The sequence below is a fragment of the Brevundimonas sp. genome, assembly GCF_041911375.1.
Taxonomy (GTDB): Bacteria; Pseudomonadota; Alphaproteobacteria; order Caulobacterales; family Caulobacteraceae; genus Brevundimonas.
Genome location: NZ_JAYRPA010000081.1, coordinates 1 through 21872, shown reverse-complemented (window position 1 = coordinate 21872; position 21872 = coordinate 1). Strand labels below are relative to the sequence as shown.

Annotated in this window: 27 protein-coding genes; 17 read left to right on the top strand and 10 right to left on the bottom strand. The window is 69.7% G+C overall.

All coding sequences use genetic code 11. From position 1 onward, the window contains the following. The first annotated feature begins 199 nt into the window (after positions 1–199). Genes ACE3PU_RS13855 through ACE3PU_RS13845 form a run of 3 tightly spaced genes read left to right on the top strand, consistent with a single transcriptional unit; the run spans position 200 to position 3166 of the window. Positions 200–1372, top strand: a complete 1173-nt coding sequence (locus ACE3PU_RS13855; protein WP_374390687.1) for an ABC transporter permease — start codon at positions 200–202, stop codon at positions 1370–1372. Continuing rightward, positions 1369–2124: an ABC transporter ATP-binding protein gene (locus tag ACE3PU_RS13850; protein WP_374390686.1), complete on the top strand. Its 756-nt coding sequence runs from the start codon at positions 1369–1371 to the stop codon at positions 2122–2124. Before ACE3PU_RS13855 ends, ACE3PU_RS13850 begins: the two co-directional genes overlap by 4 nt. A gap of 34 nt (positions 2125–2158) precedes the next feature. Further along, positions 2159–3166 carry an HlyD family secretion protein gene (locus ACE3PU_RS13845; RefSeq protein WP_374390685.1) on the top strand — a complete coding sequence of 336 codons (1008 nt, stop codon included), beginning with the start codon at positions 2159–2161 and terminating at the stop codon, positions 3164–3166. 9 nt (positions 3167–3175) lie between these two features. Here the strand turns inward: ACE3PU_RS13845 and ACE3PU_RS13840 are convergent, their stop codons facing one another. Together ACE3PU_RS13840 and ACE3PU_RS13835 are read right to left on the bottom strand one after the other, a co-directional pair. Further along, positions 3176–3973, bottom strand: coding sequence for a crotonase/enoyl-CoA hydratase family protein (locus tag ACE3PU_RS13840; RefSeq protein ID WP_374390684.1), 798 nt, complete (start codon positions 3971–3973; stop codon positions 3176–3178). Between the two features lie 116 nt (positions 3974–4089). Continuing rightward, positions 4090–4242, bottom strand: a complete 153-nt coding sequence (locus ACE3PU_RS13835; protein WP_292086338.1) for a hypothetical protein — start codon at positions 4240–4242, stop codon at positions 4090–4092. 157 nt (positions 4243–4399) lie between these two features. On the opposite strand from ACE3PU_RS13835, the gene ACE3PU_RS13830 reads away from it, so the two are divergent. Beyond that, entirely contained in the window at positions 4400–4618 is a 219-nt protein-coding gene (locus ACE3PU_RS13830) for a DUF1289 domain-containing protein (RefSeq protein WP_374390683.1), read from the top strand. Between the two features lie 58 nt (positions 4619–4676). Further along, entirely contained in the window at positions 4677–5189 is a 513-nt protein-coding gene (locus ACE3PU_RS13825) for a TIGR02281 family clan AA aspartic protease (protein WP_374390682.1), read from the top strand. A 91-nt stretch (positions 5190–5280) separates the two neighbouring features. On the opposite strand, the gene pgsA is transcribed toward ACE3PU_RS13825, so the two are convergent. The 3 genes from pgsA to uvrC are packed head-to-tail and all read right to left on the bottom strand — an operon-like array spanning position 5281 to position 8461. Continuing rightward, on the bottom strand, positions 5281–5913 hold the full coding sequence (pgsA, locus tag ACE3PU_RS13820; RefSeq protein WP_374390681.1) for a CDP-diacylglycerol--glycerol-3-phosphate 3-phosphatidyltransferase: 633 nt from the start codon (positions 5911–5913) through the stop codon (positions 5281–5283). Between the two features lie 43 nt (positions 5914–5956). Beyond that, positions 5957–6577: a carbonic anhydrase gene (locus tag ACE3PU_RS13815; RefSeq protein ID WP_374390680.1), complete on the bottom strand. Its 621-nt coding sequence runs from the start codon at positions 6575–6577 to the stop codon at positions 5957–5959. Positions 6578–6598: 21 nt separating this feature from the next. Further along, positions 6599–8461, bottom strand: a complete 1863-nt coding sequence (gene uvrC, locus ACE3PU_RS13810) for an excinuclease ABC subunit UvrC (RefSeq protein ID WP_374390679.1) — start codon at positions 8459–8461, stop codon at positions 6599–6601. 115 nt (positions 8462–8576) lie between these two features. Between uvrC and ACE3PU_RS13805 the strand changes: the two genes are divergently transcribed. The 3 genes from ACE3PU_RS13805 (at position 8577) to ACE3PU_RS13795 (ending at position 10239) form a co-directional block, all read left to right on the top strand. After that, positions 8577–8864, top strand: a complete 288-nt coding sequence (locus ACE3PU_RS13805; RefSeq protein WP_374390678.1) for an accessory factor UbiK family protein — start codon at positions 8577–8579, stop codon at positions 8862–8864. Between the two features lie 77 nt (positions 8865–8941). Then, positions 8942–9445, top strand: a complete 504-nt coding sequence (locus ACE3PU_RS13800; RefSeq protein WP_374390677.1) for a YbjN domain-containing protein — start codon at positions 8942–8944, stop codon at positions 9443–9445. After that, positions 9445–10239 (top strand): pyrroline-5-carboxylate reductase family protein, encoded by a 795-nt coding sequence (locus tag ACE3PU_RS13795; RefSeq protein ID WP_374390676.1) that lies wholly within the window; start codon positions 9445–9447, stop codon positions 10237–10239. Before ACE3PU_RS13800 ends, ACE3PU_RS13795 begins: the two co-directional genes overlap by 1 nt. A 1-nt stretch (position 10240) precedes the next feature. On the opposite strand, the gene ACE3PU_RS13790 is transcribed toward ACE3PU_RS13795, so the two are convergent. From ACE3PU_RS13790 to ACE3PU_RS13780, 3 genes are read right to left on the bottom strand one after another with little or no spacing between them, the layout of a single operon-like run. After that, on the bottom strand, positions 10241–10723 hold the full coding sequence (locus tag ACE3PU_RS13790) for a hypothetical protein (RefSeq protein ID WP_374390675.1): 483 nt from the start codon (positions 10721–10723) through the stop codon (positions 10241–10243). Positions 10724–10763: 40 nt separating this feature from the next. Further along, positions 10764–12146: an ATP-binding protein gene (locus tag ACE3PU_RS13785; protein WP_374390674.1), complete on the bottom strand. Its 1383-nt coding sequence runs from the start codon at positions 12144–12146 to the stop codon at positions 10764–10766. Between the two features lie 10 nt (positions 12147–12156). Continuing rightward, entirely contained in the window at positions 12157–12894 is a 738-nt protein-coding gene (locus tag ACE3PU_RS13780; RefSeq protein WP_374390673.1) for a response regulator, read from the bottom strand. A gap of 82 nt (positions 12895–12976) precedes the next feature. On the opposite strand from ACE3PU_RS13780, the gene ACE3PU_RS13775 reads away from it, so the two are divergent. From ACE3PU_RS13775 to ACE3PU_RS13765, 3 genes are all read left to right on the top strand, one after another. After that, a complete protein-coding gene (locus ACE3PU_RS13775; protein WP_374390672.1) occupies positions 12977–13855 on the top strand; it encodes a branched-chain amino acid aminotransferase in 879 nt (292 codons plus the stop codon). Between the two features lie 131 nt (positions 13856–13986). Beyond that, on the top strand, positions 13987–15261 hold the full coding sequence (locus ACE3PU_RS13770) for a NupC/NupG family nucleoside CNT transporter (protein ID WP_374390671.1): 1275 nt from the start codon (positions 13987–13989) through the stop codon (positions 15259–15261). A 28-nt stretch (positions 15262–15289) separates the two neighbouring features. Next, entirely contained in the window at positions 15290–15904 is a 615-nt protein-coding gene (locus ACE3PU_RS13765) for a glutathione S-transferase family protein (protein WP_374390670.1), read from the top strand. Here the strand turns inward: ACE3PU_RS13765 and ACE3PU_RS13760 are convergent, their stop codons facing one another. Further along, positions 15905–16336, bottom strand: a complete 432-nt coding sequence (locus ACE3PU_RS13760; protein WP_374390669.1) for a PaaI family thioesterase — start codon at positions 16334–16336, stop codon at positions 15905–15907. It lies immediately after the preceding gene. Between the two features lie 44 nt (positions 16337–16380). Between ACE3PU_RS13760 and ACE3PU_RS13755 the strand changes: the two genes are divergently transcribed. Continuing rightward, entirely contained in the window at positions 16381–16683 is a 303-nt protein-coding gene (locus ACE3PU_RS13755; protein ID WP_374390668.1) for a DUF3253 domain-containing protein, read from the top strand. Beyond that, positions 16673–17272: a uracil-DNA glycosylase family protein gene (locus tag ACE3PU_RS13750; protein ID WP_374390667.1), complete on the top strand. Its 600-nt coding sequence runs from the start codon at positions 16673–16675 to the stop codon at positions 17270–17272. The genes ACE3PU_RS13755 and ACE3PU_RS13750 overlap by 11 nt, the downstream gene beginning before the upstream one ends. Positions 17273–17291: 19 nt before the next feature. Here the strand turns inward: ACE3PU_RS13750 and ACE3PU_RS13745 are convergent, their stop codons facing one another. After that, the gene (locus ACE3PU_RS13745; protein ID WP_374390666.1) at positions 17292–17651 is read right to left on the bottom strand and encodes a hypothetical protein; all 360 of its coding nucleotides are present in this window, start codon (positions 17649–17651) and stop codon (positions 17292–17294) included. Positions 17652–17868: 217 nt separating this feature from the next. Between ACE3PU_RS13745 and ACE3PU_RS13740 the strand changes: the two genes are divergently transcribed. Genes ACE3PU_RS13740 through ACE3PU_RS13725 form a run of 4 tightly spaced genes read left to right on the top strand, consistent with a single transcriptional unit; the run spans position 17869 to position 21760 of the window. Then, complete coding sequence (locus tag ACE3PU_RS13740; RefSeq protein WP_374390665.1) at positions 17869–18195, top strand: hypothetical protein; 327 nt, start codon at positions 17869–17871, stop codon at positions 18193–18195. Next, positions 18195–18875: a response regulator transcription factor gene (locus tag ACE3PU_RS13735; protein ID WP_374390664.1), complete on the top strand. Its 681-nt coding sequence runs from the start codon at positions 18195–18197 to the stop codon at positions 18873–18875. Before ACE3PU_RS13740 ends, ACE3PU_RS13735 begins: the two co-directional genes overlap by 1 nt. After that, on the top strand, positions 18872–20305 hold the full coding sequence (locus ACE3PU_RS13730) for a sensor histidine kinase (RefSeq protein ID WP_374390663.1): 1434 nt from the start codon (positions 18872–18874) through the stop codon (positions 20303–20305). Before ACE3PU_RS13735 ends, ACE3PU_RS13730 begins: the two co-directional genes overlap by 4 nt. Before the next feature lie 57 nt (positions 20306–20362). Then, a complete protein-coding gene (locus ACE3PU_RS13725; protein ID WP_374390662.1) occupies positions 20363–21760 on the top strand; it encodes a hypothetical protein in 1398 nt (465 codons plus the stop codon). The last annotated feature ends 112 nt before the right edge of the window (positions 21761–21872 follow it).

The window sequence follows — 21872 nt, the reverse complement described above, 5'->3', positions numbered from 1 at the left end:
CGGCGCGGGACGGCCTTGTCCCGACTGTTATTCTGTAACTAACGCCGTCCGGGGGGCGACGCCAAGGGGCCGCAGCCGCCTTAGTCCCCTGATTTCGTCCGCGCAACGCGCCCGTTACGCGCGCCTTACCCCGATTTAACTTGGCCTTGCCGGAGCTCGCGCTCAGATAAGCGGCGATATCGGGGGTTTATCGACGATCATGTCGCTTGCGCTTTCAACGCTGCTGTTCGAGTGGCGCCGCTATATGGCGGCGGTCATGGCCCTGGCCCTGTCGGGCCTGCTGGTCCTGGCCATGACCGGGGTCTTCATCGGCATCGGCAAGGGATTCACCGCCGCCATCGAGCGTTCGCGCGCCGACGTCATCATCATGCAGCCGGGCGCGACCCAGCTGTTCGGCGGCGGGATGGCCGTGCCGCGGCGGTTCATTCCCCTGGCCTACAACCACCCCGAGGTGGTCGAGGTGAAGGCCATGGAGATCAACGGCGGCAACCTCCAGAACGTTCGCGAGGTCGATCCGACCATGAGCCAGGCGGAGCGGGCGCGGCAGAAGGCGCCGCGGTCCAAGCAGGTCATGGTCAACGTCATCGACACCCAGCCGGGGTCCGTGACCATCCCCATCGACTATTCCGACGAACTGGTGGCGGCGCTTCGGCAGCCCTACACCATCGCGGTCGACGAGACCGCGCTGGGAAGCCTGGGCGTCAAGCTGGGGGACCGCGCCATCTACGCCGGGCAGACGGTCACGGTGGTCGGCGTGCTGCGCGGCTATCCGAACATGATGCAGCCGACCATCGTCATGTCGCGGGATTCCTTACGCATGCTGGGCCAGTCCTGGGGCGAGACCATGGGCGGGCCGCTGATGATCAAGCTGCGCGATCCCCGGAAATCCGATGTCGTGGCCGCCCAGCTGAACGCCATGGGCAACGGCCAGTGGAAGGCCTGGACCCGGCAGCAGCTGGCCGACGCCAACGCCAAGTCGATGTTCGAGGAAGGCATACTGGTCATCATCATCGGCGGCTGCGTCGTGCTGGGCACCATCATCGGCGTGGCCATCACCTGGCAGACGCTGCGCGGGGCCATCATGGCCAACATCAAGGAGTTCGCCTCCCTGCGCGCCCTGGGCGTCGGCATGGGCTCGCTGCGCCGGATCGTGCTGGAGCTGAGCTTCTGGGTCGGGGTGGTGGGCGTGATCGCGGCGATCTTCCTGACCTGGCTGCTGTCGCTGGCGGCCAAGGCGGGGGCGGTCATCATCGCCCTGCCGTTCCTGCTGCTGGTGGTGGTGGGCTTCGGCCTGATCGCCATCGCCATGCTGTCCGGCCTGCTGTCGCTGGGCATCCTCAAGAAAAGCCAGCCGGCGGACCTGCTGCGATGAACATGCATACCAAAGTCCACGGCCGCCACGGCGAATACGCCATCGAGGCGCACGGCCTGGTCAAACGCTTCAAGTCCGGCCGCGCCTGGGTCGAGGTGCTGAAGGGCGTCGACTTCGACGCGCGGCACGGCGACCTGACCATGGTCATGGGACCGTCGGGATCGGGCAAGTCGACGCTGATCGCGGCCCTGTCGGGCCTGCTGAAGCCCGAGGAGGGGCGCGTCGACATCCTGGACGTCGACGACCTGTGGAAGCTGTCGTCGGGCCGCATCGACCGGTTCCGGCTGGAGCACTGCGGCTTCATCTTCCAGGGCTTCAACCTGTTCCCCGCCCTGACGGCGCTGCAGCAGGTCGAGACGGTGCTGAAGTTCCAGGGGCTGACGACCAGCCAGGCCCGCAAGCGCGCGACCACGGCGCTGGAGGAGGTCGGCCTGGGCCATCGCCTGAACCAGCGGCCGGCGGCCCTGTCGGGCGGCGAGAAGCAGCGGGTGGCCATCGCCCGCGCCTTGGCCAAGGACCCGCAGATCCTGTTCGCGGACGAGCCGACCTCGGCCCTGGACGGCGAGAACGGCCAGGTGGTCATCCGCCTGCTGCGCCGGGCCGCCACCGAACACGGCGCCGCCGTCATCTGCGTGACCCACGACCCGCGCCTGGAGGCCTGGGCCGATCGGGTCATCCATATCGAGGACGGCAAGATCCTCGACGACCAGCGCCGCACGCCCAATCCCGACGCCGTGCTGGCGTCGCACTGAACACCCACAAGACGCTTTCTAGGACACACACGTCATGCCCGGCTTTCTGAAGAAAAAGCGCACCTGGATCGGCCTTCTGGTCGTCATCGTCCTGGTGGTCGGCTTCATGCTGTTCCAGTCGGCCGCCAAGACCAAGAAGGCCGAGGCCGACAAGGCCGCCGCCGCCAAGGTCGAGAGCCCGTACGCCGCCATCGCCAACGGCAAGGTGGACGTCGAGGGCGGCATCATCCAGATCGCGGCCCGCCGCGGCGGGGTCGTGCGCGAGGTCCTGGTGCAGGAGGGCGATCGCGTCGTCGCCGGCCAGATCCTGGCCCGCCAGGAGGACGACGAGGCGCGCCTGGCCGTGCAGAGCGCGCAGGCGGCCGTGTCCCAGGCCGAGAGCCAGCTGGCCCAGATCCACGTCGACATCCGCACCGCCCAGCGCGAGCACGACCGGCTGGCGCAACTGGTCGCCACCAACTTCGTCGCCGCCCAGCGGATGGACCAGGCGCAGGACGCCATCGCCACCGCCCAGGCGCGGCTGGGTTCGCAGACGGCGGCCGTCCAGACCGCGCGCGCCCAGCTGGCGCAGGCGCGCTACAACGAGGAGCTGACGGTCATCCGGGCGCCCAGCGCGGGACGGATCGTGCGCCGCTACGCCAATCCCGGCGCCGGCGCCTCGACCCTGAACGTCTCGACCATGTTCGACCTGGAGCCGGACGCCCCGCGCATTGTCCGCGCCGAGGTGGTGGAAAGCGACCTGCCGAACCTGACGGACGGTCAGGCGGTCGAGATCACGCCGGAAGGCGACCCCTCCAAGGTCTATATCGGTTCGGTGATGCGCCGGGCGGCGGTGTTCGGCGCGCGCAAGCTGGCGTCCGACGATCCGTCGCAGCGCACCGACGAGCGGGTGGTCGAGGTGGTGGCCTCGGCCGGCGACGCACCGCTGCTGATCGGCCAGCGGGTGCTGGTGAAGTTCATGAAGCCGGGCCAGACGGCGGGGGCCAAGCGCGAGGCCTCGGTCGGCGTCGGGCCCGACCGGGCGATGACCCGCGCCCAGTAACAGGCAGGATCAGCGGCCGGTGAAGGCGCCCGGCCGCTTGTCCAGCACGGCGGCGACGCCTTCCTGGTGATCCTCGGTCAGGTGGGCCAGGGCCTGCATGGCCGCCGACATCTCCAGCATCTGGTCGAAGTTCATGTCGCGACCCTGGCGCAGCAGGGCCTTGGCCATGCGCAGGGCCTGGGGCGGCTGGGCGGCGATCTGGCCCGCCGTCGCCAGGGCCTCGTCCATCAGCAGGTCATGGTCGACGACGCGGTTGACCAGGCCCCATTGCGCGGCGGTGGCGGCGTCGATCGACCGGGCGGTGAACAGCATTTCGGCGGCGCGGGCGTAGCCGATATTGCGCGGCAGCAGCCAGGAGCCGCCGTCGCCGGGAATGATGCCCAGCTTCAGGAAGGGCACGCCGAAGCTGGCGCGATCGGAGGCGATGCGGATGTCGGCCAGGCCGGCGATGTCGCAGCCCAGCCCCATGGCGGGACCATTGACGGCCGCCACCAGCGGAACCTCAAGCCCGTACAGCGCGCGCACGATGCGGTGGACCACGCGGCGGTAGCGTTCGCGGATCGCGGCGCCCGAACCTTCGAACAGGTCGCGGCGGTCGCGCATGGCAGTCAGGTCGCCGCCCGCCGAGAAGGCGCGCCCGGCGCCGGTCAGGACGACGCAGCGGACGCCCGGATCGGCGTTGACCCGCTCGCAGGCCGCCGCGACCGCGTCGCCGTCGTCCAGATCGGGCAGGGCGTTCAGCCGCGCCTCGCGGTCCAGCGTCCAGATCAGCACCGCGTCCCGGCGTTCCTCGGCGATCAGGCCCATGCGTCGTCTCCGTTGCTGGGCCCGTCATCGGCTGCGGACGCCGCGTCAGGCAAGCCCGGAATTGCAAAAGCCCCGGGTTCCACCGGGGCTTCCGCAGCGCTGGCCTGCGACAGGCGTCAGCGTTTCTTGATCGTGTAGGGTACGAAGTTGGACGGATGGCTGACCACCCGGCCGGAGTTTGACGGCATCTGCCGACTGTTCACCAGCATCCCGCCCCACAGGGCGAAGGACATCATGGCGTGCTGGAGATTGCGCTCCTTATCGTTCATCTTGGCGTCTCCTTTCGCAGAACGATGAAAAGAGACGCGTCGTACCTATGGGGGTCTCACCCTCAGTCGTTTCGCGTCATCGAGCAATATAAGACAGTTTCGTGAAAAAGCAAACTTATCCATCCGAAGTCGGAGTGTTTTTCGCGTTGGTGTCATATTGAGCGCAGCCCCGCCAAAACCGCCGCCCCCGGCGATCGCCACGCCCTGCGTCATGGTCTGCGCCGTCGACGGCGAGAGCGGCCTGTGCCTGGGATGCTTTCGCACCCTGAAGGAGATCGCGGGCTGGCGGGCGCTGGGCGAAGAGGGCCGGGCGGCGGTGATGGCCGAACTGCCGTCGCGACGCTCCCGAATCGATCCCGCCAAGCTGGGCGGGTAAGGTTTCGTCAGCCACGTCGTTTCACCGCATCCCAAGATCGGCGCGCTAGACCATCGGCATGGTCCGGTTCGATCTTCAATCCGTCATCGTGCTCGGCGTCGCCATGAGCCTGTCGTGCGCGACGGCGCTGGCGGTGCGTCACCTGGACGGCGCGACCCCGGCGCAGGCGGCCGTCCTTCAGGCGTCGCCGCCGCCGGCCAGCGGCTCGGCCGCGCAGGTGGTGCGCGGCGCCGACGGCCACTACTGGACCCAGGCGCGTATCGACGGCCGGGCCGTGGACGTCCTGGTCGACACCGGCGCCACCGTGGTGGCCCTGACCCGCGAGGATGCGCGTCGCCTGGGCGTGGATCCGGCGCCCGACGCCTTCACGCGCCAGGTGCAGACGGCGTCGGGCCTGGCGCGCGCCGCGCCGGTCCAGCTGGCGTCCGTCTCGGTCGCCGGCACGCGCGTCGAGGCGGTGGAGGCGCTGGTGGTCGAGGACGGCCTGTCCTACTCGCTTCTGGGCATGAGCTATCTGGGCCGGCTGTCCGGCTTCGAGGCGACGCCGCGCGGACTGACCCTCAGGCCCTGATCGCCGGCCATTCGCGAGGCGTTCCTGGTCGTCCTGCGCGCGGCCCGGAATGACGATCCAGAAGCGCCAGGCTTCTGGAGGTCCATTCTACCTAGATTGCGCGCATCTGACGGCGGGCTTCGCGGAAATACTGCCACCCGGTCCACAGGGTGATGATGGCCGCCAGCCAGATCAGCACGTCGGAGAAGAACTGGAACTCGTCCAGATATTCGAACGACAGGCCGAAGCCGTCCCAGTTGCGGGCGAACAGCTGGCAGCCCAGGGCCACCATCTGCAGCGTCGTCTTCCACTTGGCGGCCAGGGTGACCGGCAGCTCGATGCGGCCGGCCATCGTCTCGCGCAGCGCCGAGACGGCGAACTCGCGGAACAGGATCAGGCCGCAGGGGATGATGATCTGCGGCACCGAGCCCGACGTCAGCACGCCCAGGATGGCGCCGGTGGTCAGCACCTTGTCCGCGATCGGGTCCAGGATGGCGCCCCAGCTGGACGTCGCGTTCCAGCGCCGCGCCAGCCAGCCGTCGAACCAGTCGGTCGAGGCGGCGATGACAAAGATCCAGAAGCCGGTCCGGTAGAGGGCGAACTGGTCGTCCGGGCTCATCCACTGATCGGCGAAGGGGAAGCCGCTGGTGGCGCCGGCCAGGATCAGGAACATCACCACGCCCGCGAACAGGCGCACGCCCGTCAGGATGTTGGGGATGGGATTGGCGCGGTGGGCGGTGTTCATCGTCATGTCCTCGCAACGCCGCGGGTGTGGCATGGTTCGCTTGTCAGGCCAACGGTTCGAACCGGGGGGCGTCGGTCAGGGCGGTCAGGACGCCGTCGGCGATGCCGAAATGCAGGCCGCTGAGCTGCAGGGCGCCGCTGGCTTCGCGCTCGGCGATCCAGGGGAAGGTGCGCAGGTTCCGGATCGACAGGCGCACGATGGCTTCCTCGGCCGCGCGCTCCAGCTGGTCGTGGGCGACGGTCTCGGCGACGTGCTGGACGACGGGCGTGCCCTGGGCGATCCAAGGGGCGACGAAGTCGGCGACGAGGTCGGGGGCGCCGTTGATCATGGCGTTGACCCCGCCGCAGTGGGCGTGCCCCATCACGACGATCCGCTTGACCCCCAGCACCTTCACCCCGAACTCCAGCGCGGCCGAAACGCCGTGCAGCTTGCCGTCCGGCTCATAGGGGGGGACCAGATTGGCGACGTTGCGCACGACGAACAGCTCGCCCGGCTTGGCGTCGAAGATCAGGGCCGGATCGGCGCGGCTGTCGGAACAGGCCACGATCAGGGTGTGCGGCTTCTGGCCCTGGGCCAGGGCTTCGTATTCGGCGCGCGCTTCGGGCCAGTGGTCGGCGCGGAAACGGCGGTAGCCGGCGGTCAGTTCGTCTTCTTTGGCGCTCATGGAGGGCCTTTTAGAGCCGGATCAGCTCTTGCGGAAGAAGGCGTGAATGCGTTCCGCCAGCGGCTGGCTGACGCCGTCCACCTTCACCAGGTCGGCGACCGAGGCGCGGCTGACGCCCTTGGCGGAGCCGAAGGCGTGCAGCAGGGCCTTCTTGCGGCCGGGGCCGACGCCTTCGATCTCGTCCAGCGGATTGCGCTTGATGTCCATCGAGCGGCGCTTGGCGTGGGCGCCGTTGGCGAAGCGGTGGGCCTCGTCGCGCAGGCGCTGCAGATAATAGAGCGCCGGCGACTTCAGCGGCAGCATGAAGGGCGGCTTGCCGGGGATGAAGAACTTCTCCATCCCCGCGTCGCGGTCGGGGCCCTTGGCGACGCCGACCACGGCGATGTCGTCCACGCCCATTTCGGCCATGACCGCCAGCACCTCGGCCAGCTGTCCCGCGCCGCCGTCGATCAGCAGCAGGTCGGGGCGGACGACGTCTTCACCCTCGGCCTCGTCCTTGACCAGGCGGGAGAAGCGGCGGCGCAGAACCTCGCGCATCATGCCGTAGTCGTCGCCGGGGGTCAGGTCTTCGCCCCGGATGTTGAACTTGCGGTACTGCGACTTCTGGAAGCCCTCGGGGCCGGCCACGATCATGCCGCCGACCGCGTTCGTGCCCTGGATGTGGGCGTTGTCGTAGACCTCGATCCGCTCGGGCCGGCCGTCCAGGCCGAAGGCCTCGCACACCTCGTCCAGGATCTTGCCCTGCGCCGAGCTTTCGGCCAGGCGGCGGCCCAGGGCTTCCCTGGCGTTGGTCAGGGCGTGGTCGACCAGGGCCAGCTTTTCGCCGCGCATCGGCCGGGCGATCTCGACCTTGCGATCCGCCTTCATCGAGAAGGCCTCCTCCAGCAGCTCCAGCTCGTGCGGGCGGACGTTGGACAGGATCAGGCGCGGGATCGGCTTGTCCTCGTAGAACTGGCCCAGGAAGGCGGCCAGGATCTCCGGGTCGGTGTCGGTCTTGTCGACGCGCGGGAAATAGGCGCGACCGCCCCAGTTCTGGCCGGCGCGGTAGAAGAAGACCTGGACGCAGGCCTGGCCGCCGTCGGTGTGCAGGGCGAAGACGTCGCCCTCGGCGACGCTGTCGGCGGTGACCGAATTCTCCATGGCGATGGCCGACAGGGCGCGGATGCGGTCGCGCACGCGGGCGGCCTGTTCGAAGTCCATCTCGTCGGAGGCCGCCTGCATCTCCTTGGACAGGCGGCCGATGACGGCGCGCGACTTGCCGCGCAGGAACTGCTCGGCCTCGGTGACCAGTTCGCCGTAGTCCTCGAGGCTGATCAGGCCGGTGCAGGGCGCCGAGCAGCGCTTGATCTGGTGCAGCATGCACGGCCGGGTGCGGGTCTCGTAGACGCTGTCCGAGCATGAGCGCAGCAGGAAGGCCTTCTGCAGGGTGTTCAGCGTGCGGTTGACCGCCCAGGTCGAGGCGAAGGGGCCGAAGTAGTCGCCCTGGACCGTGTGCGCCCCGCGGTGCTTGCGCACCTGGGGCGCGCGGTGGTCGCGCCGGATCATCAGCTCGGCGAAGGACTTGTCGTCGCGCAGCACCACGTTGAAGCGCGGCTTCAGCTTCTTGATGAAGTTGGATTCCAGCAGCAGGGCCTCGGTCTCGGTCGCCGTGACGACCAGCTCCATCGACCGGGTCAGGGAGACCATCAGGCCGATGCGCTGGGTGTGGAAGCGGCCTTGCGCGTACTGGACGATGCGCTTCTTCAGAGACTTGGCCTTGCCGACATAGAGGCAGGCGCCGTCCTCGCCGTACATGCGATAGACGCCGGGCTTGTCGGGCGCGCGACGCGCCTCGTCGGCGATCAGCGCGGCGGCCTTCAGGTCGGTGGGCGGCTCCTCGGTCATCGCCGGGCATATAGGGCGCTTCGCCCGTTCGTGCGACGCCATCGCATGGCCATCAAGGTTTCGTTCACCATATGACGCAATCCTTCGTTAACCCTGCTCGATTCGGAGCCCACCCATGCAGACCCGAAATCCCATCCTCGACGAGTTCGCCAAGCTGACGACCGGGGCGATGGGCCTGGCCCAGGCGGCGGGGGAAGAGGCCAAGACCGCCTGGCGCGCCCAGACCGACCGGATCGTGGCCGAGATGGATCTGGTCCGGCGCGACGAGTTCGATGTGCTGAAGGACGAGATCGCCGCCCTGCGCGCCGAGATCGCGGCGCTGAAGAGCGCCCAGACGCCCGCGAGCAAGCCTCGCAAGGGAACGTCCACAGGCGGAACTCCCCCCGAGGACGCAGGCGGTTGAGCCGAATCTGCGAACACGCCTAACGTCCCGTTAATGGTCGCGAATCGCGCGGCCGGCGTCAGAACTGAGACCGCTCCATGGATGCAGCCCGGCCCGAAGAAGTGGACGTGCCCGTCGACCCGCTCGAGGTCGTGGAGCATGTGCTCACGGCCGAGAACCTGCCGTTCGACCGGACCGACGACGGCGACCTGGCGTTTTCGCTGGCCGGCGACTGGAAGGACTACGAGCTGTGGTTCGCCTGGCGGCCCGAGGGCGACTGCCTGCAGCTGTGCTGCGCCCTGGACCTGCGCGTGGCCAAGAGCCGCAAGACCGCGGCCTATGAACTGGTCGGCCTGATCAACCAGCGCACCTGGATGGGGCATTTCGAAGTGTGGGCCGAGGACGGGGAGATCGTCTTCCGTCACTCGCTGGCCCTGCCGTTGGGCGAGCGGCCGACCCTGGCTCAGGCCGCGTCGATGATCGACGCCGCGATCGAGGCGGCCGATCGCTACTATCCCGCCTTCGACTTCATGGTGCGCGGGAACAAGAAGCCGCAGGAGGCGATCGACGCCTGCCTGTTCGAGACTGTCGGCACCGCCTGATGCGCGTCGCGGGACCGGTCGTTCTGGTCGGCTGCGGCCGTCTCGGGTCGGCCATTCTCGAAGGCTGGCTGCTGACGGACACCGTCGCGCCGTCCGACCTCATCATCCTGAGCCCGTCCGAGAAGCCGGCCGCCGAGGCCGCGCGGGCCAGAGGCGCGCGGATCAATCCCGACCCGGAAGCGCTGAAGACGGCGCGTGTGGTCGTGCTGGCGGTGAAGCCGGCGATGTGGCGCGCCGTGGCAACGCCGCTGCTGCCCTATCTCGGCGACGAAGCGACCATTCTGTCGGTGATGGCGGGGGTGACCGCGCCGACGCTGGCCGAGGGCCTGGGCGGCTGGCCGATCGTGCGCGTCATGCCGACGACCGGCGTGTCGCGCGGACGCGGCGTGGCGTCGGTCTGGGCGGCGGACCCGGCGGCGCGCGCGCTGGGTCGAGCCCTGTTCGAACCGATGGCCGAGACGGTCGATCTTGCGGACGAGGCCCTGATGGACGCCGCGACGGCGGTGGCCGGGTCGGGCGCGGCCTATGTCTACGCCTTCACCGAGGCCCTGGCCCGTGCGGGCGAGGCGGCTGGCCTGGATGCATCGACGGCGGACGTATTGGCGCGCGCGACCCTGCGCTCGGCGGCGGATTCGATGGGCGAGGACGCGCTGGACGCCCTGATCGGCCGCATCGCCTCGCCGGGCGGCTCGACCCGCGCGGGGCTGGACGCGCTCGACCGGGACGGCCGGCTGGCGACGATGTTGGAAGAGACGGTCGCGGCGGCGGTGCGCCGCAACCGCGAGATGGGCTGACTTAGTACCGGCCGCGCTCGATGTTGGCCCCCAGCCGGTCGAAAGCCCGATCGGCGTCGTGCCATATGCCGAAGCCGTAAACGTCGCGAATGCTGGGCGAATAGTAGGAGAACTTCACCGGGCGACGCTCGCCGTCGGCGGTGACGATCGACCCTTCCACCGCCGCGCCGCCGATCGAGATGCTGCGGATCGGATTGAGTCCGGGCGTGTCGCGCACCTGCTGCATGGTGGGGCGGTTGGGCTTGAGGTCTGTCAGGACCAGCTCGGCCGAGGCGCCGGGATAACGCTGGGCCAGGGCCTGTTCGACCTCGGTGCGAAGGCGCGAGACCTGTTCGTCGACCGCGCGGTCGCCCAGCTTCTCGACCCGTTCCTGAAGGTCCTGTCCGACCGTGACGTTGACGGCGGGCTGCGCCTGGGCCGCGCCGGCGACGACCAGGGCGGCCACGACGGCGGCGGGGGGCGCGATGAAGGCGAATTTACGCATGATGTTCCATCTCCAGTCCCTGTCGGGATGAAGATGACCCCTAGGGCGCCGTTTCGCTAGAGGGGGCCTCGGTCGAAACCGGCGTGGGCAGGCGGATCGTCGCCTTCAGCCCGCCCAGCTCGCTGCGGCCCAGGGTCACGTCGCCGCCATGGCCGCGCGCCACGTCGCGCGCGATGGCCAGGCCCAGGCCCGCGCCCTTGCGGTTCTGGTTGCGGGATTCGTCCAGGCGCGAGAAGGGGCGAAACGCTTCTTCGTGCATCTCTTCGGGGATGCCGGGGCCGTCGTCCTCGACCACGATCTCCAGCCCGCCCGAGGCCAGGGCGCGGGCGGACAGGCGGACCCGATCGCCGTGAGCGGCGGCGTTGCCCGTCAGATTGACCAGGGCGCGCTTGAAGGCGAGGGGGCGCACCGCCGTGGTCAGGCTCTCGGGCGCCGACACCTCGACCTCGGCCCCCACGCGGCGGGCGTCGGCGGCGGCGGTGTGGAGCAGGTCGGGAATGGAGACGGGGCGGGGCGGCTCCCCGGCTTCGCCGCGGGCGAAGTCCAGGTATTCGTCGATCATGTGCTCCATCTCGTCCAGGTCGCCGCGCATGGCGGCCTGGCGCTTGAAGGGCGGCGCCAGGGCCAGCTCCAGCCGCAGGCGGGTCAGGGGCGTGCGCAGGTCGTGGCTGACCGAGGCCAGAAGGGCGGTGCGCTGGTCGATGTGGCGCTGTATGCGGTCGCGCATGGCCAGGAAGGCGGCGGCGGCGGCCCGCACCTCGCGCGCGCCGTGCGGCTTGAAGCGCGGCACGGTCTCGCCCCGCCCGAAGGCCTCGGCGGCGTCGGCCAGCCGTTCGATGGCGCGCACCTGGTTGCGGATGAACAGGATGGCCACGCCCATCAGCAGGACGGTCGCCACCGCCAGCCACAGGACGAAGATGTGGGCCTGGGTCGCCACGGCGCGCTCGCGCGGGGCGATGATGCGCAGCACCCCTTGCGGCTCCTGCACCTGGATGTCGACGTAGGCGGGATAGCGGGTGGTGTCGAACCAGTACGGCCGGTCCAGGCGGGAGTCGAGCGCCCGGTCCAGCACGCGGTCGACCACGCCGATGGCGCCGCGCCGCTGCTCGGTCGGCAGGGTGCGGTCCTCCTGCAGGGCGATGGACAGGGACATGGAGCGTTCGGCCCGGTCGGCGATCCGCTCCAGGTTCTCGCGGCTGGGATCGTCCTCGTAGCTTTCGACCGCCCAGGCGATGTCGCCGGCCAGCCCCTCCGACAGGCGCGCGGTGACCGTCTGCCAGTGGGCGTCGAAGAAGATCCAGGTCACCGCCGTCTGCATCACCAGCACCGGCAGGACGATGATCAGCAGCGACCGGCCCCACAGCGAGGTGGGCAGCCGCCGCTTCAGGAAACGCGGCCACAGGGAGGCGGGCAGCAGCCGCATCGCGCGATCCTCAGTCCGGGGCCAGCATATAGCCGACGCCGCGTACGGTCTGGAGATAGCGGGGGTTCTTCGGATCGGCCTCGAGCTTGCGGCGCAGGCGGGTGACCTGGACGTCCACGGCCCGGCCGGTGATGTCGGCGGTGTCGGGCGACAGGCTCATCCGCTCGACCGGCGAATGGGCGTGCAGCGCCAGGGTCTTGAGCAACTGCGCCTCGGCCTCGGTCAGGCGCTGGGGCGCGCCGTCGCGGGTCAGCTCCAGCCGCTCCATGTCGAACACCGCGGCGCCCAGCTTGATCTCGCGCGGGGTCAGGGGCTTGCCGCCGGTGCGGCGCAGGATGGCCTCGATGCGCAGCACCAGCTCGCGCGGCTCGAAGGGCTTGGACATGTAGTCGTCGGCCCCGCGCGACAGGCCCTCGATGCGGTCCTCCGGATCGCCCTTGGCGGTCAGCAGCAGGACGGGGGTCTTGGACGTCTCGGCCTTGCTGCGCACCCAGGTGGTCAGGTCGAAGCCGCTCTCGCCGGGCATCATGACGTCCAGCACGACCAGGTCGAACTCGATCAGCTCCATCATCCGCCTGGCCGCTGCGGCGTGGGCGGCGCCGGTGACGCGATAACCCTCGCGCGAGAGGAACTCCTTCAGCAGCTCACGGATGCGGTCGTCGTCATCGACGATCAGCAGATGGCGACCGACGCCGGGCCCGGCGATGGGACCCGAACGGCCGTGCGCGCGCGATTCCGTCAGGCTCATGCGTCCTTCTCTCCGCGCAAGGCGTTGACCTGAGCGATTCGGGCGGGTCTAACACCCTCGGTTCCGCGGGAGACGTATTGCAATGGCCTTCGTTCCTTTCGACGATCGTGACGGCTGGATTTGGGTAGATGGCGATTTCGTGCCCTGGCGGGAAGCGAAAACGCACGTTCTGACCCACGCCCTGCATTACGGATCGTCCGTGTTCGAGGGTGAGCGTATGTATGGCGGCGAAATCTTCAAGCTGACGCCGCATTCGGAGCGCCTGAAACGGTCGGCCGAACTGCTCGACTTCGAGATTCCCTACAGCGTCGCGGAGATCGACGCCATCTGCAACGAGACCTGCGCCAAGAACGGCCTGACGGACTGCTATGTGCGCCCCGTCGCCTTCCTGGGGCCGGAGCAGACCAGCGTCTCGGCGCTGAACAACAAGGTGCACCTGGCTGTCGCCGTGTGGGACTGGCCCAGCTATTTCGACCCCGAGGTCAAGGCGCGCGGCCTGCGTCTGGAATGGTCGAAGTGGCGTCGTCCCGATCCGGCGACCGCCCCGACCACCGCCAAGGCGGCGGGCCTGTACATGATCTGCACCATGTCCAAGAACGCGGCCGAGCGGCGCGGCTTCGCCGACGCCATGATGCTGGACTGGCGCGGATTCGTGGCCGAGGCGACCGGCGCCAACGTCTTCTTCGTGAAGGACGGCGTGCTGCACACGCCCCGGGTGGACCACATCCTGGACGGCATCACCCGCCAGACCGTGATCGAGATCGCCCAGGCCAAGGGGATCGAGGTGGTGGTGCGCGACATCAAGCCGGAAGAGCTGGCGGACTTCTCCGAATGCTTCCTGACGGGCACGGCGGTGGAAGTGACCCCGGTCAGCGAGATCGGCGACTATCGCTTCACGCCCGGCGCCCTGTCGCTGGACCTGATGGAGCACTACGGCAAGCTGGTGCGTCGCCAGCTGTAAGGCGTCGCCGCGCGGCGGCAGAGGGCGACCGCTGATCTATCTGATCGCGCGCGGCCCCGGCGCCCTTGCCAGCCGCGTCACTTTGGCCTTGAAGCGGATAAGACCGCCGCGCGGCGAGGGGACCCGCCTTCATGTTCAGCCTCCTGAACCTCCAGAGCCTGTTCGGCCTGGTCGTCATCGTCGCCCTGTGCTGGGCGATTTCGGAAAACCGGCGGGTGTTTCCGTGGAAGCTGGCGCTGGGCGCGGTCGCCGTGCAGGCGGCCCTGGTCCTGGCCCTGTTCGCCATCCCCGGATCGCGCGGCGTGCTGGCGGCGGTGACCGGCGCCATCGACGGCCTGGCGCGGGCGACGGCGGAGGGCACGCGGTTCGTGTTCGGCTATCTGGCGGGGGGCGACCAGCCCTATGCGGTGGCCAACGAGGGGGCCCTGTTCACCTTCGCCTTCAACGTGCTGCCGCTGATCATGGTGATCTCGGCCCTGTCGGCGCTGCTGTGGCACTGGAAGATCCTGAAGTGGCTGATCCGGGGCTTCGGCTTCCTGTTCCAGCGCACCATGGGCCTGGGCGGCGCCTCGGCCCTGGCGGTGGCGGCCAACATCTTCCTGGGCACGATCGAGAGCCCGATCGTCATCAAGGCCTATCTGGACAAGCTGAGCCGGTCGGAAATCTTCCTGATGATGACCGTGGGCCTGGCCACCGTCGCGGGGTCGACCATGGTGGCCTACGCCAGCATCCTGTCGCAGACCCTGCCCAATGCGGCGGGCCACGTGCTGGTCGCCTCCATCGTCTCGGCGCCCGCCGGGGTGCTGCTGGCGCGGATCATCGTGCCGGAGCCCAACAAGGAGGCCGCCCAGGCGATCAGCTACGATTCCGCGCTGAAGTACGACAGCGCCATCGACGCCATCTCCAAGGGCACGTCGGACGGGCTGATGGTGGTGCTGAACATCTCGGCGGTGCTGATCGTCTTCGTGGCGCTGGTGGCGCTGGTGAACGTGATGCTGAGCGGCGTGGTCGTGTTCGGCGAACCGCTGACGGTCGAGCGGATGCTGGGCGTGCTGTTCACCCCCCTGGCCTGGCTGACGGGGGTCGAGGCGTCCGAGGCGGGCAAGGCCGGCTGGCTCCTGGGCGTCAAGCTGACCCTGACCGAATTCGTCGCCTTCATCGACCTGGGCCGCATTCCGGCGGGCGAGATGAGCGAACGCACGCGGATGCTGATGACCTATGCCCTATGCGGCTTCGCCAACATCGGTTCGGTGGGGATCACGGTGACAGGCCTGTCGGTGCTGATGCCCGAGCGCCGCGAGGAGGTGCTGGGCCTGATTTGGAAGGCCCTGTTCGCCGGCTTCATGGCCACCCTGATGAGCGCCGCCATCGTCGGCGCCTTGCCCGCGGCGGTGTTCGCGCAGTAGCGTTTCCAAAAGCAACGGGAACGCCGCCATGAAGCTGTACACCTCCTATCGTGCGCCCAACCCGCGCCGGGTCCGCTGGGTCATGGCCGAGAAGGGGATCGAGGACGTCGAGGTCGTCGAGATCGACATCATGTCGGGCGAGCATCGCACGCCGGACTATCGGGCCAAGGTCGGCGTGCCGCACGTGCCGGCGCTGGAGCTGGACGACGGGACCTGCATCTCCGAGTCCGTCGCCATCGGCCGCTATCTGGAGGCGCTGCACCCGGAGCCGAACCTGTTCGGCCGCGACCCCAAGGAGCAGGCGATCATCGAGATGTGGATGCGCCGGTGCGAGATCTACCTGGCCAATCCGATGATGCTGACCGTGCGCTTCAGCCATCCCGCCCTGGCCGCGCTGGAGACGCCCCAGCCGCAGGTCGCCGAATACAGTCGCGCCGGCGCCGAGAAGTTCATGAAGACGCTGGACCGCCGCCTGGCGGACCGCGAGTTCATCGCCGACCGCTTCACCATCGCCGACATCGTCGCCGTGGTCGGCCTGGATTTCGGCCGCCTGATCAAATACCGGCCGCCGGCGGAGCTGGAGAACCTGGCGCGGTGGCTGGAGACCTGCCGCGCCCGGCCGGCGGCGAAGGCGGGCGCGTGATCAGCGCGGGGTGAACTTCCGGATCACGCCGGAGAAGGTCATCAGCAGCCGCTCGCCCGTGGTGATCTGGCCGCGCACGAAGATCAGGCTCTTGCCGGCCTTGGTGACCTGGCCCGTGGCCTCGATCAGCTCGCCGACGTAGCCGCCGTCGATGAAGGTCGAGTCCAGCTGGACCGTGACGCCCGAGGCGCCCTCCATTTCCTGATAGGCGATCTGGAACATGGCGATGTCGGCGAAGGTCATCAGGCAGCCGCCGTGCATACGGTCGCCGGCGTTCATGTGCTTCTGTTCGGCGCGGAAGGCGCAGCGCATCTGACCGTCCGGATCGGGACGGCTGTAGAAGGGCCCGACGACGGTGTCGAAGGTGTCGTGGTGGTCGTAGGTCTGCCAGCCGGCGAACTCGCCTTCGGTCACGGTGATCTTGTTGGTCATGTCTGGGTCTTACTTCCGAGCGTGCGCTGCAGCATATAGGCGCAATGAGCGATCCGATCGAAACCGCAATCCTGAACAAACTGTCCGCCATCGGCCCGGGCAAGAGCATCGAGCCCGCCGAGGTGGCTAAGGAGCTTCAGCCCGAACAGTGGCAACGCATGCTGCCCAAGGTGCGGGCCGTGGCGCTGGGGTTGATGCGCCAGGGCAGGCTGACCATCACCAAGAAGGGCAAGCCGGTCGATCCGGACAACTTCCGGGGCGTGACGCGGCTGCGCCAGCCGACCGAGGAAGAGACGGCCCTGGCCCTGAGCCGCCGCCCGCCGGTCGAGGAGGCGGATGACGACTGACCTGCAGTCCGTCGTCGAGGACATTCGCGCCTGTCGGGCCTGCGCCGGGGTGTTGCCGCACACGCCGCGACCGGTGGTGCGGGTCTTTCCCGAGACGCGGCTGCTGATCTGCGGCCAGGCGCCCGGGCGTCGGGTGCACGAGAGCGGCCTGCCGTTCACCGATCCGTCCGGCGACCGCCTGCGCGACTGGATGGGCGTGGATTACGAGACCTTCTACGACGATCGCCGCATCGGGGTGGCGGCGCAGGCCTTCTGCTATCCGGGCACGGCGCCCAAGGGCGGGGACTATCCGCCGCCGCCGCGCTGCGCCGAGCTGTGGCGGCCGCGGCTGCTGGCGGCCCTGCCGGAGATGGAGCTGACGCTGCTGGTGGGCGGCTACGCCCAGGCCTGGGCGCTGGGCGCGCGGGCCAAGGCCAACATGACCGAGACGGTACGAGCCTGGCGCGACTATGGACCGGCGATCCTGCCGCTGCCGCACCCGTCGTGGCGCAACACCGCCTGGCTGCGCAGGAACCCCTGGTTCGAGGCCGAGGTCGTGCCGCACCTAAGACAAAGGGTCCGCGCGCTGCGTGAGCGCACGGACCCCTGAAATCCCTGAGGGCGACGGATCAGCCGCGGCGGTTGTCGCGGTCGCGACGCTCGTAGCGGATCTGGGCCGACAGGCGGTCGAAGCGGCGATCCAGGTCATTGCGTTCCCAGGCCGTGAGGCCGCCGCGGCGGTAGTTGGCCTCCAGACGAAGCAGGCTGGCGAACTCGCCATGCAAGCGCGTGGCTTCGCGACGGCTCAGCTGGCCGGAGCGGACGCCCTGGTCGATGCGGCGGTCCAGGTTGGCCTGGCGGGCGTTGATCGACTGCCACGAACCGTAGCTGACGGCGTGCGGGGCCGGGCGGTGATAGGACTGGGCGAAGGACGGCGCCGCGACCGAAGCGGCGGCCAGGACGACGGCGGGAACGATGAACTTCCGCATGATGTATCTCCTCGGTTGGGCGCCGGTCGATCCGACCAGCGATGGGAGGAGATCACCACCCTGCGCCTGAGCCCGATCTGAACAGCCGCGATCAGGTTCGGTTCATCTGCATGAGAAAACCGACAGCATCGCCGATCGCCGGTTTGGCGCAGGCCCCGCTTTCACCTATACGGATCATTCAGCACCTGTTCAGACGAACGGAGCTAGATCGGCCGTCATGTTCAGCAAACCCGCCAGCCTTATCGTCGCCGTCGCGGCCCTGGCCCTCGCTCCCGTCCTGTCGACGGAAGCGGTCGCCCAATCGCGCGATCAACGTCCACAGTCGCAGGAGCGGCCTGCGCCGCGCGTCAGCCCCGACGAGGCGCGACGACGTGGCGGCGAGGCCGGCGGCGGCCGCGTCATCGACACCCAGCCGCGCCGCAACGGCGACTATTCGGTCCTGGTCGAACGCGAAGGCCGCGTGCGCGAGGTGGTCGTGGACGGACAGACCGGCCGCGCCCGCCAGGGCGGCGACGACAACAGCCAGCGTCGCAGGCCGAACTGATGCGCGTGCTTCTGGTCGAGGACGACGCGGACCTGTCGCGTCAGCTCAAGACGGCGCTGGGCGACGCGGGCTACGCCGTCGACCACGCGCCGGACGGCGAGGAAGCCCATTATCTGGGCGAGAACGAACCCTATGACGTGATCGTGCTGGATCTGGGCCTGCCCAAGATCGACGGCGTGTCCGTGCTGGAGCGCTGGCGGCGCGAGGGCAAGGCGACGCCGGTGCTGATCCTGACCGCGCGCGGCGCCTGGTCGGACAAGGTGGCGGGCTTCGACGCCGGGGCGGACGACTATCTGACCAAGCCGTTCCACACCGAGGAGCTGCTGGCGCGGCTGCGGGCGCTGCTGCGGCGCTCGGCCGGGCACGCTTCGGCGACGCTGTCGTGCGGCGGCCTGCGGCTGGATCCCCGCGCGGCGCGCGCCAGCGTCAATGGCGAGCCGCTGCGCCTGACCAGCCTGGAATACCGGCTGCTGCACTACATGATGATGCACCAGGGCCGGGTCATCAGCCGGACCGAACTGGTCGAACATCTGTACGACCAGGACTTCGACCGCGACTCCAACACCATCGAGGTGTTCATCGGTCGGGTGCGCAAGAAGGTCGGCTCGGACCGCATCGAGACCGTGCGCGGTCTGGGCTATCGGCTGACGCCCCTGCCGGGCGAATCCGAGGCGGCGTGAACGCGGCGCCCGCGTCCGCGCGGCCGCGGCGGCGGGACTGGGGGCGCTGGTTCGGGCGGCCCGGCCGTTCGCTGACGCGCCGGCTGATCTGGCTGGCATCGGCCTGGATCCTGCTGGCCCTGGTGGTCGCCGCCCTGTTCCTGACCCAGGCGTTTCAGGAATCGGCCCTGCGGCGCCTCGGCAATGTGCTGAGCGAGACGATCGACGAGATCGTGGTCGCCGCCGCCCGCACGCCGCAGGGCGAGGCGGTGCCGCAGATCCAGGACGCCCGCACCCTGCGTCTGCTGTCCGGGAAATACTGGGCCATCGCGCGCGAGGGGCCGGACGGGCGGCTGATCATGCTGGAACGGTCCCAGTCGCTGTGGAACGCCGACTTAGACACCCCCGAGGATCTGCCCGAGAAACTGGACGCGGCGTTCGGCGACGTCATCAGCTTCGACGCCAGGGGACCCAAGGGCGAACCGCTGCGCGCCGCCGCCAGCATGAAGTCCATCCCGCGCTATGACGAGCCGGTGATCTTCCTGGCGGCGCTGGACCGATCCAACATCGACGCCGACACGCGCCAGTTCGCCACTGTGACCTGGATCGCCCTGCTGGTGATGGGGTTCGGCCTGGTGTCGGCGGTGTTCATTCAGGTCCAGGTGGGCCTGCGCCCTCTCTATGAGCTGCGCAACGAGATCGCGGATGTGCGCAAGGGCAAGGCGGCGCGGATCGGGCGCAGCTATCCGGTCGAGATCCAGCCCCTGGCCGAACAGGTCAATCGGCTGCTGGACCACAATCAGGAGGTCGTGGAGCGCCAGCGCACCCACGTCGGCAACCTGGCCCATGCGCTGAAGACGCCGATCTCGGTGATGATGGCCGAGGCGGGAACCGCCGACGGCGCCCTGCCCGAGCTGGTGCGGCGCCAGACCCGGGTGATGCAGGGCCAGGTCGATCACCACCTGCGCCGCGCCCGCGCCGCCGCCCGCGCCGCCCACGGCCTGGGCGAGAAGACCGACGTGCCCGAGGTGCTGGACGAACTGGCGGTGATGATCGAGCAGGTGTTCCGCGACAAGGCGGTGGAGATCGACTGGCGTGCGCCGGACGGCCTGGCCTTCCTGGGGGAACGGCAGGATCTGCAGGAGATCCTGGGCAATCTGATCGAGAACGCCGCCAAGTTCAGCCGGCGGCGCGTGCGCGTGTCGGCGGGACCGGACGGGCTTGGGCGGCTGGTCACGGTGATCGAGGACGACGGTCCGGGCCTGCCCGAGGCCGCGCGCGCCGAGGTGCTGAAGCGCGGCGCGCGCCTGGACGAGGATGCGCCCGGATCGGGCCTGGGGCTGTCGATCGTCGATGACCTGACCCGGGCCTATGGCGGCCGGCTGACCCTGGGGGACAGCGACATGGGCGGGCTGAAGGTTGTGCTGGAGCTGCCCGCCGCCGAGCTGTGACGCCAAGCGCTTGTTAACATTGGCGGGGCACCATGACGCCGAACGGCGGAGACGGGGTTGACGGCGCTATCCGAAACGCAAAGGGCGCTCCTTGGAGGCCTGGTCCAGCGCTGCGGCGACGCGGTTCTGGACGGATTGCGCGCCGGCTTTCCCGTCGAGCCCGAGGCTGGGGTCGAGACGGACGGCAAGACGGCGGAGCTGGCCCGGCTGATCGAGGACGAATGGCGCGGGCGGCGCCGGCGCGACATCGCCTTTGGGCCGCTGACGCCGATGTTCGCGGCGCGCGAGGACGGCGTGCAGGGGCTGGTCTTTCCCGCCGGCGCCCGCGACCGCGCCTGGCGGGTGGCGGCCGAGCGCGAGGCGGACCTGCTGCCGATGCTAGACGGGGCGGGGCCAACGGAGGGCGACTGGACCACGGTCGCCGACCGGCTGTGCGCCGCCGCATCCGCCGCCGTCCGTGACCGTCACGGCGAGGTCTGGCCCGAGGCGAGCCGCGAGGCGCGCGAGGAGCTGGCGGGCTGTTTCGACTTGGCGCCCCTGGCCCGGCGGGCTCTGCCGCGCCTGCCGGTCTGGCTGGAGCGGCCCGACGACGAGCAGGCGGCGGGGCTCAGGCTGCTGATCCAGGACGCCAACGCCATCGGGCCGGAGGGCGGGCGGCGGATCGTCGACATCCTGTTCGCCCATGTGGCCGACGCCGAGCGCATGCTGCGCGTCGTGACCCGCACCAGCCGTTCGGCGGGCAACGAACTGGTGCTGAGCCATTCGGAGATGGCGGTCTTCGTAGACCGGCTGCTGGCGTCGGTCAGCGAGCGGGTGCTGCGTCTGGGCGCCCTGGGACCGGCCCCGGACGAGACCGAGACGATGCAGGCGGTCGCCGATGCGACCTGGTGCGCCGCGGTCCTGTCGGAACTGGACATGACGCTGCAGCTGCGGCCGGACTCGCCGTGGGGCAAGACCACGCGGATGGCGCGGGTCAAGCTGTCGGGGCAGCTGTCGGGCCTGATGCGTTCGGCCGGATCGGCCGCGCACGCCGCGCTGCCGATGAAGCGGCAGGTCATCGCCGGGCGGATGACGCGGATGGCCCCGTGGCTGGAGGCGCCGGCTGGCGGCGAGCCGATCGAGGCCGCCGCGGCCCTGCTGGGCATGGTGACGGCGCTGAGGGGGGCGGCGGTGGTGTTCGGCTGTGAATCCGATCGCCAGCGGCTGAACACCGAGCTGACGGACTATCTGACCGTCTGGGCCAATGAGGCGCTGGACAGCGTGGGGGACGGCGACGCGCCCGACATCGACCGGGCCCTGCGCCTGGTCGGAACGGCGGCGCGTTTCCTGACCCTGATCGAGGCGCTGGAGGCGGCCAGGGCGGTCCGCAGACGCGCGGCGGCCGCCGAGGCGGCGCGGGCGGCCGGAAGCGTGACCGAGAGCACGGCTGAGGGCGCGGCGTCGCGCGCCCTTTGAAGGCCGGCCCGCATGGGCTAGACGGCGGCCATGATCGCCTTCTGGATGATGACCGGCCTGGCTGCGGCGCTGGCCGCCCTGCTGGTCCTGACGGGCGCGCGCCGGGGCGCCG